The sequence below is a fragment of the Salisaeta longa DSM 21114 genome, from assembly GCF_000419585.1.
GTDB lineage: Bacteria > Bacteroidota > Rhodothermia > Rhodothermales > Salinibacteraceae > Salisaeta > Salisaeta longa.
The window spans coordinates 1,604,413-1,618,919 of record NZ_ATTH01000001.1; the positions used below are offsets into that span (position 1 = coordinate 1,604,413).

A 14,507-nucleotide genomic window follows, 5' to 3' on the forward strand; every position below is an offset into this window, starting at 1 on the left:
CTGCCATCATGCCCACCGGCTTCTTTGCATCTGGTCCCGCCGCCCGCTTTCCGCTGCCGCAGGGCCTCGCGGGCCTGGCGCTGCTTGTGGCGCTGTGCGTCCCCGCACGGGTCGCCGCTCAAGCGGTGCTGTTTCAGAACCAGGCCTATACCGTCACCGATACGTCGGTAACGCAAGGCCCCTTCCGCGCCGCGGCCCCTTCCCGCACGCGCCTCGTCTCCAACTACCAGCGCGAGCGGACGGCGCTCAACTTCAAGTTTAGCATCAACGGCGAAGACAACGAGGCGCCCTCCGGCGACGACCACCGGCTGCGGCTGCGCCCCGTCGACGGCCGCGTGCTGACGCCCGTGTACACCTTCGGCGAGCGCCCCGACGGATCGTTTCCGCGCCCCACGGTGGCCGCGCCCCGCGGTACGGGCGACTCGGTGCGCGTCACCTTCCGCCTCGACATGCGCCCTGTGCTGCGGAGCTTCCGCCAACACGGCTTCTACGATCCGCCGTCGGGCGCGCGCATCGCGGCCGAGGACTTTCGGTCGGTTGCCATTGTGGGCGACGTCGATCCGCTCATCTGGGATTTCGAGCGGGCCGCCCGCTCGCCGCGCTTTCGCCTCACCGACCCCGACGGCGATGGGGTGTACCACGTGACCCTCACGTTTGCCGCGCGCGACGTGCGGCCCCTCAATGCCAAAGGCCAAGCCGTATGGACCCTCAGCAAAGACCTTGACCGCTTCCCCACGTACCGCTCCGAGCAGCGGCTCGTGGACGCCCTCTACAACCTGTCGCTCGAAGAGCTGCTGCTTAGCGTCCGCGACGACGGCGCGTTTATGGCGGGCGCCAAGTGGACCGGCGTGTGGACGCGCGACATCAGCTACAGCATTCTGCTGAGCCTTGCGTTTTTGCACCCCGAAGCGGCGAAAAAGAGCCTGATGCACAAGGTGACGCCCGATGGCCGCATCATCCAAGACACCGGCACCGGCGGCTCGTGGCCCATCTCCACCGACCGCATGACGTGGGCCGTGGCGGCGTGGGAGGTGTACCTGGCCACCGGCGACCGCGACTGGCTCACCACCATCTACCCCATCATCAAGCGCTCGGCGGAAGACGACCTGCGCACGGCCTACGACGAAGCCAGCGGCCTCTTTTACGGCGAGTCGTCGTTTCTGGACTGGCGCGAGCAGTCGTACCCCAAGTGGCTGTCGCCCACCGGCATCTACCTCTCGCAGGCCCTGGGCACCAACGCAGTGCACTACCGCACGTACGACCTGCTGGCCACCATGGCCCAGGAGCTAGGCGCACCGGCCAAGCGGTGGCGCACCATCGCGCAAAGTGTTCGCGCGGCCATGAACGACCGGCTTTGGCTGCCCGACCGTGGCTACTACGGGCAATACCGGTACGGCCGCAACTACTACACCGTCTCGCCGCGCGCCGAGGCGCTGGGCGCCTCCCTGTCCATTCTGTTTGGCATTGCCACAGGGGAACGGGCCCGCACGCTGGCCACCCATCAGCCGGTAACGCCCTTTGGCGTGCCCACGATTTGGCCCTACATCCCCGACATCCCGCCGTACCATAACGCTAGCATGTGGCCCTTCGTGCAGGCGTACTGGACCTGGGCCAACGCCGAGGCGGGCAACACGCCCGGCGTTACGCAGGGCCTGGGCAGCCTCTACCGCGCCGCGGCCCTCTTTTTGACCAACAAGGAAAACATGGTCATCCAAACCGGCCACTTCGAGGGCACCCAAATCAACTCCGATCGCCAGTTGTGGAGCGTTGCGGGCACCCTCGCATCGGTGTACCGCGTGCTGTTTGGCTTCCGCCTTCGGCCCGATGGGTTGCACCTGCAGCCGTTTGTGCCCAGGGCCTACAGCGGCACCCGCACCCTTACCGGCGTGCGCTACCACGACGCAACGCTCAACATCACCATGCGCGGGCACGGCAGCCGCATCGTGCAAACAACGCTGGACGGCGAGGCCCTGCGCCAGCCCGTCATCCCGGATACCCTCTCCGGTACGCACAACATCACCCTTTTGCTAAGCGGTGGATTGCCCGAGGGCCGCGTGCATCACGTGGCGCATCGGTACACGCCGCGCGCGCCGCAGGTTACACGCACCGCGGGGAAACTATCGTGGGATGCCGTGGCCGATGCCGTGCGCTACCGCATCTACCGCAACGGCACGCTGGTGGACAGCACCACGGCGCTTCGATACGGCGTCGCGCCCACCGGCACGCTCTCGGAGTACCAGGTGAGCGCGGTAGGCCCCGACGGATTCTCCTCGTTTTTGAGCGCGCCGGTGCGCGTGATTCAGAACGACGCGGTGCGCACCCTGGAGCCGCCCGCTCCCCTGTCCACCGAAACCACCGGCTATCGCGGCGACGGGTACCTCGTGCTCACCACCGACCGGCACACCACGGTCACTTTTACCCTGAACGTCGACGCGCCCGGCCTGTACGCCCTCGACGCCCGCTACGCAAACGGCAGCGGGCCGGTAAACACCGACAACAAGGCGGCCATCCGCACCGTGCTCGTGGACAACCGCCGGGTGGGCGCGCTGGTGATGCCGCAACGCGGCGACGACGTGTGGAGCGACTGGGGCTACAGCAATCCCCTGCGCGTGCGCTTGCATCAGGGCACCCATAGCATCACCGTGCGTTTTACAGAAAGCAATAATAACATGAACGGAAATGTGAATACGGCTTATTTCGATCATTTGCGCCTCACGCGCCTGAAATAACGGATGCGCTTTCATACATTGGGCGTTACGCTTGTATTATTCCACCAATGAGCAACCGGCCGCATGGATCTTTCGCTGGGTATTATCGACTGGAGCATCATCGCGCTATACTTTCTCGTCGTGTTTGGGGTGGCAGCCTGGGCCACCATCAAGGAACGAAGCGGCGAGGAAACCTCAGCGGATTACTTCTTGGCGGGGCGCAACGTCGGCTGGTTTGTGGTGGGCGCGTCGCTCTTTGCCTCCAACATTGGCAGCGAGCACCTGATTGGCCTCGCCGGCACGGGGGCGTCGAGCGGTGTGGCCGTCGGGCAGTTTGAGGTGCTGGCGTCGCTGATCTTGCTGCTTCTGGGCTGGGTGTTTGTGCCGTTTTACATCAAGAGCGGCGTGTTTACGATGCCCGAGTTTCTGGAGAAGCGCTACTCGTCGGGCGCGCGCTGGTACCTGGCCACGATTTCGATTGTGGGCTACGTGCTCACCAAGATCTCCGTCACGATCTTCGCGGGCGGCGTGGTGTTCGACGCCATTGGCGTGCCGTTTTGGACCGGCGCCTTCATTGTGGTGGGCGTTACCGGCCTCTACACCATCCTGGGCGGGCTGCGCGCGGTGCTCTACACCGACCTGATGCAGGTCTTCGTCCTCATTGGCGGCTCGGTGATGGTGACGCTGATCGGCATCTCGCAGTTGGGCGGCTGGACCGAGCTGCAGCAGATTGCAGGCGAGAGCTTCTTCGACATGTGGCTGCCCATGACGCACCCCGACTTTCCGTGGACGGGCATTCTCTTTGGCGCACCGATCCTGGGCATCTGGTACTGGTGTACCGATCAGTTCATTGTGCAGCGCACGCTCTCGGCCAAAAACGAGGACCACGCCCGGCGCGGGTCGATGTTTGCCGGTTACCTGAAGCTCCTGCCGGTCTTTATCTTCGTGCTGCCCGGCATTGTGGCCTATGCGCTGCAACAGCAAGGGCTGCTGACGCTAGAGCAGCCGGATCAGGCGCTTCCGGTGTTGGTGGGCACGCTGCTTCCGGTGGGGCTGCGTGGCATTGTGGTGGCCGGTCTGCTGGCCGCGCTCATGAGCTCCCTGTCGAGCGTCTTCAACTCGTGCTCTACGCTGGTGACCTGGGACGTTTACCGCGAGCTTAAGCCCGATGCTACCGAACGGCAACTCGTGTGGGTGGGGCGCCTGGCTACCGTTGGCCTGACCGTTTTGGGCCTGGCCTGGATTCCACTCATGGACAACATCAGCGGGCAGCTGTACACCTACCTGCAGAGCGTACAGGGCTACATTGCCCCGCCCATCGCGGCGGTCTTTTTGCTCGGTGTGTTCTGGCAGCGTGTGAACGCGAAGGGCGCGCTGGCCTCGCTGGGCACCGGCTTTGTGCTGGGCGCGACCCGGCTGATCCTGGAGCTGATCAACGGCGCACAGAAAACGGGGCTGCCCGACGGCTCGGTGTGGGCCTACGTGGCCGAGATTAACTTCTTGCACCTGGCATTTTTCCTCTTCCTCATCTGCGTAGCGGTGCTCGTGATTGTGAGCTTGCTCACCGAGCCGCCGGCCCGCGAGAAAGTCGCCGGCCTCACCTATGCCACCGCCGATGAGCCGGTCGCGGGCCAAGAGACGGTTGATGCCAACCTGGCGGCCGCGATGGAAGGCACCGACGAAGACACATCGGACTGGCGCCGGGTGGACCTCGGGCTCACGCTTTTCCTGCTTGCCCTCGTGGGCATGATGTGGTGGTACTTCAGCTGATCCGCCGCAGCGGGTGATGGGCCGCAGCGCGGTGCGACCCTCCATCGTCGTTTGATGTTCGCGCCGTTGCTGCTTGCGCCCGGCCAAGCAGCGGCCTATCCGGCCCATTCGTACAGCAGGATGCCCCCCGCCACGGCCACGTTGAGCGACTCGACCCCGGCGCGGCCCGCGGCGCCGGGCAGGGCGACGGGCTCGTGCAGGCGATCGCGCACCGCCGCACTCAGGCCGTGCGCCTCGCTCCCCATCACGAGGACGGCCGGCGTCTGTGGCGTCCACGCCCCGGCGGGCGTGCCGTACAGGTCGGCGCCGTAGTGCGTAAAGCCGCGTTGCTGCAGCGCATCGAGCGCGGCCCCGAGCGTTGGCGTCGCCGCGAGGCGGAGGTCCCACTGCGCCCCCATGCCCGCCCGCAGCACCTTTGGGTGGAAGACATCGGCCGTGCCCGGTCCGCACAGCACCGCCTCGATCCCGAACCAGGCCGCGGTGCGCAGCAGCGTTCCTACGTTGCCCGGATCCTGCACCCCGTCGAGCGCGAGTACCGTGGCCGCTTCCGTTAGCGCTTCGGGCGACACGTACGTCTGCTCCACCACGGCAAGCACGCCCTGCGCGTGCGCCACATCGGAGAGCTGCGCCATCGTCGCAGCATCGGTGCGGTACCACGGCACGTTGGCGTCGGCCAGCATGGTGCGCACCGCCGACTGCTCGGCCGCTTCTTGCGTGACGACGCCCTCCACGACGGGCGCGCCCGCCGCGAGGGCCGCTTCCACACTGCGCACCCCCTCAATGAGCGTGCGCCCGGTGCGCTTCCGATATTTGCGCTGCCCGAGGCGCGCGATGGCTTTGCGACGGCGATTGGATAGCGCAGGAAGATGCATGCGTGAGGTTTCTGTTAACGTGAAGAGCACATCAGACGGGCAAGCAACCCGGCATTTGCTGCACCGTTAGGGCACGCCCTGCATCATACCGTGGGCTGGAAGCGGTTGCAGCGCGCTGTTTCTTTTGTCGCCCACCCGCACGCTTGATCGTTCACCTACGCCATCGTTCCCCATGCCCTTCAAACAAGACGTGTACAACCGCTCCGTGTATCGCGAACCGGCCCCCATCGACCACGCGGCCGATCCCTTTCAGGCCATGATGGAGCGGTTCGACGTCGCCGCAGAAATCCTGGAGCTCAACCCGGGCTTCTACGAGTACCTGTGCCGTCCGGCCCATGTACACACCGTTTCGATTCCGGTGGTGATGGACACCGGCCACATCCGGGTGTTTGAAGGCTACCGCGTGATCCACAACAACGTGCTGGGGCCCAGCAAGGGCGGCATTCGCTACGCGCCCGACGTGAGCGTGAGCGAGGTGAAAGCCCTGGCCGCCTGGATGACCTGGAAGTGCGCCGTGGTGGATGTGCCCTTTGGCGGCGCCAAGGGCGGCGTGATTTGCAACCCGCGCGACATGAGTCCCGGTGAGCTGGAACGCCTGACGCGCCGCTACACGGCCAACCTGCTGGACGTGTTTGGCCCCGACCGCGACATCCCGGCGCCCGACATGAACACCAACGACCAGATCATGGCGTGGATACTGGACACGTATTCGATGCACGCACGCCGCACCGAGAACGCCGTGGTGACAGGCAAGCCGGTGGGGCTGGGCGGATCGCGGGGGCGCACCGAGGCCACCGGCCGTGGCGTGATGACCGTAACGCTGGCCGCGCTGGACCGCGTGGGCCTCGATGCTGCCGATTGCACCGTGGCCGTGCAGGGCTTTGGCAACGTAGGCTCCATCGCAGCCAAGCTGCTCGCCGAACAGGGCTGCTCCATCGTCGCCGTGAGCGACGTCACCGGCGGCTACTACAACGCCGACGGCCTCGACATCCCGGCCATGATCGAGTACGTGAAGACCCACGACGGCACGCTGGACGGCTACGAAGCCGCCGAGCCCCTGACCAACGAGGAGCTCCTGACGCTCGACGTGGACGTTCTTGTGCCCGCTGCGAAGGAAGATCAGGTTACCGAGGAGATCGCGCGCGACGTGCAGGCGAAAATTATCGCCGAAGGCGCGAACGGCCCCACCACCCCGGCGGCCGACACCGTCCTCAACGAGAAGGGCGTCATCGTCATCCCCGATATTCTCGCAAACGCCGGCGGCGTCACCGTGTCGTACTTCGAGTGGGTGCAGGACCGCCAGGGCTATTTCTGGACGCTCGACCGCGTCAACGAGCGCCTGGACCGCATCATGACGCGGGCGTTTGACGGCGTGTTTGAGACCGCCGAAACGCACGATGTGTCGCTCCGCATTGGCGCCTACGTCATGTCTATCCGGAAGGTCGCCGAAGCGCTGCGCATCCGCGGCATCTACGCCTAACCGGCTGCGTGTACCGCTCATCACCGAAGGCCCAAATAACAGACGGCCCGCTGCGGAGAGGCAACGGGCCGTTTGGTCGTTTGGGCAGCGTGTCACACACGCTCAGGGGCGTTAGAAGGTGTACCGCACGCCCAGGCGCATTTGCCACTGCGAGCTGTAGGTGGAGCCGGTGCGCAACTTATCGAACAGCGCATCCTGGCTGATTGCGCCGTTGAACGCATCGGGGGTGCCATCGCCGTTGGTATCGGCCACCTGCACCACTTCCGCCGTGTACACCGGCGTCAGGTCCATCGTGCCGTTGCCGTCGCCGGGCGGATCCACAAACCCTTCAAACTGCACCGGCGAGAACGAGCTGGGCGTTTGAAAGCGCTCGCCCCAGTCGGTGCCAAAGATGTCGCCCAGCATGGAGGAGAAGTTGAAGATGTCGGCCGTGATCTCCAGCGACTGCGTACGCCCTACCAGGTCGCCGGCCACCTCAAGCTTAAAGTTGAGGTCGACGACGCCTTCAAACGGCGTGCGGTCGGCGTTGCGATCGGTGTACTCGCCCCGGTGGCGGTTCAGGTAGTCGTTGGCCTGAATGAACTGATCCAGGGCGGCTGCCTGCTGCTGGGGCGTTATCGTGACGCCGTTAATTGTCGTCGGCTGAAAGTTGAACGCCGACGCCGTGCGGGGCACATAAAAGAGCGAGACGCTCTCGTCAATGCTTGAGCGCACCATGTCTTCGCTGTTGTCGATGATATACGACAGCGGGCGGCCCGACTGCCCCACATACGTGAGGCCAATGGTGGCTGCCAGGTTTTCACCAAACGCCTGCCGGTAATCGGTGCGCACTAGGATGCGGTGGCCCACCGAGAAGTCGGAGCGCGACAGCTCCAGGTTGTTCGCGCCGTTCACGTTTTCCATGCCGTCCCACAGCGAGTTGATCTGCGAGGAGGTGCCCTCGTTGATCACGTACGAATCGCCGTAGGTGTACGACGCATTCACGCGCATCGCGTTGTCCGTACCGAAGACATCTTCGTACGTGTTGCGAAGCTGCGCCGTGAGGTTGTAGGAGTACCCGCGGTCGGTATTCCCCACGCGGTGCACCGCCGTATAGCGGTTGTCGATGCGCACGCCTTCGGAGAAGGGCCCCACATCGCCGTTGTTGTACATCTCGGGCACCCACACCGGACGGTTGTCGGGGCCGTTGAGGCGCGCATTGGCCGGCAGCAGGTTCACGTTGGTGACGAGGACGTTGGAGAGCGTGTTGGTGTATTGCCCTTCAAACGTGCCCACCCAGCCGCCGGGCAGCTGCTGGTCGAGCCCCAGCGAGTAGCGCAGGAAGCGGGGCAGCTTGTATTCGTCCTCGAACAGCTCCAGGCGTCCACTCGGAATGATTTCCGAGGGAGCGCGGCCCCCGCAGCACGGATCCTCTACGGTAAGACCGCCATCGCTAAGATCCGTATCGAGCGGATTCTGGCCGAAGTTTGAGACCTGCCCAGATAGTACGCCGTTGTTTAAGAACATGCCGCCGTACCACACAAACGGCTGGCGACTGGTGAATACGCCTATGCCGCCGCGCACCTGCGTGCGCTGGTCGCCGTACACGTCCCAGTTAAACCCAAAGCGCGGGGCCCAGTGCGGCGTGGCATTCGGCGCTTCGCCGGCTTGGGCGCCTTGCAGGTCGTAGTAGTTGGCGATGGTGGGCAGCGTCGTATTCCGCGGGTTCAACAACGAATTGTTGGGCACCAGCGGGTCCTCCGGATTCGCATACGGCGGATCGTCGAGGATGAACGGGAAGTCGACGCGCAGCCCGTAGGTAAGGCGCAGGCGGTCGTTGACCTGCCACTCGTCCTGCGCATAGACGCCCGAGAGGAGCGCATTGAACTGCCCCGCAAAGCTGGTCGCATCGCCCACCGTTTCCTCAAACCCGGGGGTGTTCGGGTTGTCATCGACCAACGAGAACGCACGCAGCAAAAAGCTGTTGGCCGGCTGCGGGCGCTGATAGCCCGCCGCGTTCGGGTCGGCGTCGTAGGGCGCACATCCGCTGATGCTCCCGGGATTATTGGCCGCCGCGCACGCCGACTGCCGGAACTGGTCGACGCTGTCGAAAAAGTACCAGCCGTAATTGAATGGGATGAACTGGTTGTTCAGGTCGTACCACTCGTTGTGCGTACCAAACGTGAGGGTATGATCGCCCAGAAAGATGTTGGTGTTGTTGGTCAGCGTCGCCACATCCTGCGAGAGGAAGTTGACAGTGGAAAACGGCTCGCCGCCAATCTCAATTGCGCCCGCGCCGTCCGTGATGCTGATGGTAGGGAAAGGCTGCGAGAGGTTCGTGTCGCGATCGTCCTCGACCTTTTTGTACGACAGGATCAGCTTGTTGGACACCCGGGTGCCAAACGTGCCGTTCCACTCCAGCGCGCCAATTTGGGTGGTGTTGGGGAAGACCTCGTTGCGGCTGTTAAAGACGAGCTCGCCGGAGTCGCTTCCGTCCACCTCCACGTTGTCCGACTGCGTGTAGCTGTAACGCAGCGTGATCCGGTGGTTTTGGTTTACGTTCCAATCCAGCTTGCCCAGCAGCTTGTTGCTGTCGAGCACGCTGTCTTTGGTGCGAAAGCCGCCCGGCGAGAAGCCCAGCGTCTGATCGAGGAACCCGAGGAAGTTGTTTACCTCGGCCGCTGAGTTGATGACGCTTCCCCGGTAGGTGCCGACGGCGTCGTTGTCGTTGGCAAATTCGGCCGTGAATGGGGCCGGCGTGCTACTCCGCAGGATGTCGGCGTTGACGAAGAAAAACAGCTTGTCTTCGATGATCGGCCCACTGGCCCAGCCCACGTAGCGATTGTTGGTAAACGTAGGGAACGGGCCATCCGGCAGGTTTTCCACGAAGCTCTCCTCCCGGCGCTCATACGCAAACGAGCCCTTAAACTGATTCGAGCCGCTGCGCGTAATCGCGTTGATGGCGCCGCCGCCGAAGAAGCTCTGCGTGACGTCGAACGGCGAGATGTCGATCTCGAACTGCTTGATGGCGTCGATGCTGATGGGCGACGCGCCGGTCTGCCCGCCGTCAACGCCCGTCTCGGCCAGACCAAACACATCGTTGCTCACCGCGCCGTCGATGAAAATGGTGTTGTAGCGGTTGTTCTGGCCCGCCAGCGAAAAGGCCGTGCCATCGTCGCCCGTGTTGATGGTGGTAGACTGCGGCGTGAGGCGCACGAAATCCGCCAGGCTGCGGTCTAGCGAGGCAGCGTTGTCGATTTCATCACCCGAGATATTGGTGGAAATACCCGTGCGCTCCTTGTTGAATACACCGCCCTCGTCCGCGGTAATCTGCACCTCAGCAAGCTGTGCAGTCTGCTCTTTTAGGCGAAGAGTGAAGCGGCGCGATTCGCCCAGGTCGAGCTGAATGCCCTCTAGTCGCTGGGACTGATAGCCCACAAACGATGCTTCAATAATGTAGGGCCCACCGACGCGCACGCTGGGCAGCACGAACCGCCCGTTGGCGCTGGTGGCGGTGCCATATTGCGATCCGGTGGGTACGTGTAAGGCGACGACGTTGGCGCCCGGCAAGGGTTCACCGGACTCATCGACCACCTGCCCGCGAATGGTCGCGGTGGTTACGCCCTGCGCATGCGCCCACGATGCTGTTCCCAGCATCAAGGCGAGCACCATGCACAGCGTGGTAGCTTGGTGTCTCATAGGATTTCTGTTGTACGGATACATACAGCGAACGAAGGTGCTGCATCGACCGGAGCGGCGTCCGGGCGTGCATGGCTCAACGTAGAAAGGCCGCAGGCCGAGTGCTTGACCGCTGCGTTATCACTCTTTTACCGAATTGCAAACCCGCTACGCACAAGCGCTAAAAGCATCTAATTTCACCGATACGTCGCACGATCGCCCCGCCCCCTACGAACCTTTGGCATGCAGCGACACGTCTGGTTTGCCCGCTTGTGTTGCAAAGTAATCTGTGTGCATGGCCACCACCGCTACGCCCACGCAAACCTCACGCGGCGTCTGGTACATGATTGGCGCTGCATTTTTTTGGAGCCTCATGAGTGCCTGCGTAAAGTGGGCCGGTCATATGCTCCCGAGCCAGCAGATTGTGCTCGTGCGTGCCGTTGTGACGTTGGCGTACAGCTACGTTTTGCTGCGGTGGAGCGACGTCGATGTGTGGGGCCACAACAAGCCCCTTCTTTGGCTGCGTGGCCTTTTGGGGTTTGGGGCGCTCAGTTGCTTCTTTTTCGCCCTCACGGTGCTCCCCCTGGCCGATGCTACCGTCATTCATTACACCAACCCGGTGCTCACGGCGCTCATCGCGGCCCCCGTGCTGGGCGAGTCGCTGCGGCGACAGGAAATGTTAGGTGCGCTGCTAAGCCTCACGGGCGTCGTGTGCATTGCGCAGCCCGCGTTTCTCTTTGGCACCGCCGACCTTAACCCGCTGCACGTAGGCATTGCGCTGCTTGGGGCGCTCCTTGCGGCGTCGGCCTATGTGGTGGTACGCCGGCTGCGCGCTACCGAGCATCCGCTGGTGGTGGTGTTCTACTTTCCGCTGGTGGCTACGCTGGGCTCGGTGCCCACCACCGCGCTTGTTGCCGATTTGGTGTGGCCGTCGTGGCTCACGTGGATCGTGCTGCTGGTGGGCGTGGGTGGGTGCGCTCAGGTGGCGCAGGTGCTCCTCACCAAGGGGCTGCATGCCGAGCGCGCCGGGCGGGCCATGTCCATCTCGTACCTTCAAATCGTGTTTGCCGCGTGCTGGGGCTTTCTGCTGTTCCAGGAAGTGCCGGACGTGTGGACGGGCGCGGGCGCCGCGTTGGTGGTGAGCGGCACGCTGCTTGTCACCCAAGCATAACTACGCGTGCGGCGAGGTGTGTGGAGTTTTCACCAACACCGGCAACCGGCAGAACAAACGCTCGCGCCAAGCATCTAAGGGTGTGCTTCGAAAGGAGACGCGGCGGCACCGAGGCATCGATGGGTGCTTCACGCAACGTTGCGCTGCGCAGCTTCTCTCAAGCATACTTAACGATCGCGGGGTAGAGCAGCTGGTAGCTCATCGGGCTCATAACCCGAAGGTCGCGGGTTCGAATCCCGCCCCCGCTACTACCGCCCGGATCTCACGCATGTGAGGTTCGGGTTTTTTTGTTGTCCTGTGCTCTGCTTCCTCACGGCAACTGTACCGAAAGCGCTTGTTGCTTCATGGCTTTCGGAAACATGCTGCGCACGGTGTGCGCGTCGTCCGCCGTCCAGAATCCGATGCCCAGCGCCATGTCCTGGTAGCGGATGATTACGTAGCCACGGCCCGTACACGCCGCCCGCTGCGTCTCCGTCGCCGCAAAGGGCGCCCGATGCATGAACGCCGTCGCCTGCGCGGCGGTCGCTGCAATGACGTTCTGCGTGGCGTGGTGGCCAAACTGCAGGACGGCCTCGGTGGTGGGCTTGGGATACTTCATGGCCGGCCGCACGAACGGCAGTCCCACGCTGCGATACGTGGCGGGCGGCGTGCAGTCCGGCGGCACGAGGTAGATCTTTTTCTTTCCGGGGCGCACCATCACCCACGCATCAAAGACGTCCGGCGGAATGCCAAAACGCTCCTCCATCAGCTGCAGGTAAGGTGCCGGATCGACGACGGGCGGTAGGGACGAGGCGGGCATTGGGCTCAAGCGGATTGGGGGACGTCGTGGAGCAGCAGGCGCGGGGCATTGCCCGCGGCGAGGGCCGCGCGGAGCGCCTGGAGGTACGACGGCGCGTGCAGCAAGCGGGCGCCGTACCACGAGAACAGTTGGCCATCTACCACATGGACCGGCGCCTCCACGGCATCGCGCATGTCCTCCGTAAAGCGCGGCTTTTGGTGAAACGGAAACGGCTCGCTGCTGCACAGCACCACATCGGGCGCGGCGGCGCGCACGGCATCGAGCGTCACCTCGGGGTAGCGCGTCGTATCGGCAAACACATTGCGAAGGCCCGCGCGCTGCATCACATCGTGGATGAACGTATCGCCGCCCACCGTCATCCACGGATCGCGCCAGATGAAATAGGCCGCCCGCAGCGTGTCTTGCACGTCAAGCGCGGCGAATCCGTCTGCCACGCGCGCGGCCAGCCGGTCGGCCGCTGCGGCACGATCCACCAGCCGGCCCACGGCCCGCATCATCGCGCAGGCCGCGGGGACCGTCGCCACGTCGGTGACGTACACGGGCGCTTCCTCCGCGAGGGCCGACACGTCGTCCGGCGTGTTTTCCTCCTTGTTGGCAATGATGAGGTCCGGGCGGCACGCGGCCACCGCTTCGGGATCGACCTGCTTTGTGCCGCCCACCAAAATTTTTTCCTCGCGCCAGTGCTCCGGCCGCTCGCAAAAGCGCGTGATGCCCACCACCCGCTCGCCCACGTCCAGCGCGGCCAGCAGCTCCGTTTGGCTGGGCACCAACGATACGATGCGTTCGGGCGGCTGCGCAAGCGATACCGCGCGGCCCAGCGCATCGGTGGTGTGGTACGGAAATGGGGCCGGGGCATCAGGCATGGGAGGGGGCATGGTGCGCCATGGCATCGAGAACGGTGTCGATTTCTTCTGCGGTGGTGTACCACGACGGGGCAAAGCGGACGTTTCCGTTGCGCACCGAGGCCACGATGCCGTCCGCCTTCAGGGCGTCGTGCAGGGCTTGGGGCTCCGGCACGTCGATCGTTACGATGCCGCTGCGGTGTGCGGGGTCGTTGGTGCCGTAGCGGGCAAAGCCCAAGGCGGCCAGCCCCTCGGCCAGTTGCTGCGCACGCGCCATGAGGTGGCGCTCGGCGGCGGAAGGCCCCACGCGGCGGTACAGCGCGAGCGCCGCATGCAGTCCCGCAATGCCGATGTTGTTGGGCGTGCCCAGGTGAAACTGGCGGGCGTCGTCGTAGAACTGCAGGTCGTACGCAAAAAAGTCGTCCCAGTCCACCGGACCGTGCAGCCATCCGGCGGGCGGATGCAAGCGCTCGCGCAGGGCGGGGCGGCAATAGAAGTAGCCCGTGCCCTGCGGCCCCATCAACCACTTTTGGCCGCCCCCGGCGAGCGCGTCAATCTGTGCGGCGTCCACGTCGAGCGTTAGCGCCCCCAGGCCCTGGATGGCATCCACGCAGAAGATGATGTCGTGCGCCGCACACAGCGCGCCCACCGCTTCGAGGTCCACTTGAAAGCCCGAGAGGAACTGCACCCACGACAGCGTGAGCAGGCGGGTGCGGGGCGTCAGCGTCTCCTCAATGGCCTCCAGCGTGAACGTGCCGTGCGTGTGCGGAATAAAATCGACCGCGACGCCCTTGCGCTCCAGGTTCATGAACGGATACACGTTGGCCGGAAACTCGCACGCAGGCAGCGCCACCCGGTCGCCGGCCGTCCAGGGAAAGTGCTCGGCCAGCAGCGCCAACCCCGTCGACGTGTTCGGCATCCACGCAACATCGTCGGCCGGCGCCCCGAGTAGGGCCCCCAGGTGGGCGCGGGCCGCGGCGGGCACGGGCGCAAAATCCGCGTAGTTGTCAATCGGATCGGTGGGCGCTGTGCCCTGCCGCTGGCGCACAAACCCTTCAATGGCGGCCTGCACCGGCCGACTTAAAGGCGCGGTGGCCGCGTGGTTCAGGTAGATCGTGTGGGCCGTGTGCGGAAAGTACCGGCGGGCGTCGGTCGGCGACATAAGCAAAGCAGCAGACGAAACAGACGAATGGTTCGCCTGCTGCTAA

The 14,507-nt window shown here is 64.5% G+C and carries 9 protein-coding genes and 1 tRNA gene; 5 read left to right on the forward strand and 5 right to left on the reverse strand.

Annotated features, from left to right (window positions below; genetic code table 11):
* The first annotated feature begins 8 nt into the window (after positions 1 to 8).
* A complete protein-coding gene (locus SALLO_RS0106615; protein WP_022835525.1) occupies positions 9 to 2,729 on the forward strand; it encodes an MGH1-like glycoside hydrolase domain-containing protein in 2,721 nt (906 codons plus the stop codon).
* Between the two features lie 63 nt (positions 2,730 to 2,792).
* On the forward strand, positions 2,793 to 4,478 hold the full coding sequence (locus SALLO_RS0106620; RefSeq protein WP_022835526.1) for a sodium:solute symporter: 1,686 nt from the start codon (positions 2,793 to 2,795) through the stop codon (positions 4,476 to 4,478).
* Positions 4,479 to 4,573: 95 nt separating this feature from the next.
* Here SALLO_RS0106620 and SALLO_RS0106625 read toward each other — a convergent pair whose 3' ends face one another.
* Positions 4,574 to 5,350: a TrmH family RNA methyltransferase gene (locus SALLO_RS0106625; protein WP_022835527.1), complete on the reverse strand. Its 777-nt coding sequence runs from the start codon at positions 5,348 to 5,350 to the stop codon at positions 4,574 to 4,576.
* 172 nt (positions 5,351 to 5,522) lie between these two features.
* Between SALLO_RS0106625 and SALLO_RS0106630 the strand changes: the two genes are divergently transcribed.
* Positions 5,523 to 6,830: a Glu/Leu/Phe/Val family dehydrogenase gene (locus tag SALLO_RS0106630; RefSeq protein ID WP_022835528.1), complete on the forward strand. Its 1,308-nt coding sequence runs from the start codon at positions 5,523 to 5,525 to the stop codon at positions 6,828 to 6,830.
* Between the two features lie 111 nt (positions 6,831 to 6,941).
* Here SALLO_RS0106630 and SALLO_RS0106635 read toward each other — a convergent pair whose 3' ends face one another.
* Entirely contained in the window at positions 6,942 to 10,508 is a 3,567-nt protein-coding gene (locus tag SALLO_RS0106635) for a TonB-dependent receptor (protein WP_022835529.1), read from the reverse strand.
* 274 nt (positions 10,509 to 10,782) lie between these two features.
* Between SALLO_RS0106635 and SALLO_RS0106645 the strand changes: the two genes are divergently transcribed.
* Complete coding sequence (locus SALLO_RS0106645) at positions 10,783 to 11,658, forward strand: DMT family transporter (protein ID WP_022835530.1); 876 nt, start codon at positions 10,783 to 10,785, stop codon at positions 11,656 to 11,658.
* Between the two features lie 175 nt (positions 11,659 to 11,833).
* Positions 11,834 to 11,906: transfer RNA gene (locus tag SALLO_RS0106650), tRNA-Met, on the forward strand.
* Positions 11,907 to 11,968: 62 nt separating this feature from the next.
* Here SALLO_RS0106650 and SALLO_RS0106655 read toward each other — a convergent pair.
* From SALLO_RS0106655 to SALLO_RS0106665, 3 genes are read right to left on the reverse strand one after another with little or no spacing between them, the layout of a single operon-like run.
* Positions 11,969 to 12,457, reverse strand: a complete 489-nt coding sequence (locus SALLO_RS0106655) for a hypothetical protein (RefSeq protein ID WP_022835531.1) — start codon at positions 12,455 to 12,457, stop codon at positions 11,969 to 11,971.
* A 5-nt stretch (positions 12,458 to 12,462) separates the two neighbouring features.
* Positions 12,463 to 13,320, reverse strand: a complete 858-nt coding sequence (locus tag SALLO_RS0106660) for a helical backbone metal receptor (protein WP_022835532.1) — start codon at positions 13,318 to 13,320, stop codon at positions 12,463 to 12,465.
* Positions 13,313 to 14,461, reverse strand: a complete 1,149-nt coding sequence (locus tag SALLO_RS0106665) for an aminotransferase class V-fold PLP-dependent enzyme (protein WP_022835533.1) — start codon at positions 14,459 to 14,461, stop codon at positions 13,313 to 13,315. Before SALLO_RS0106665 ends, SALLO_RS0106660 begins: the two co-directional genes overlap by 8 nt.
* Positions 14,462 to 14,507: the final 46 nt, after the last annotated feature.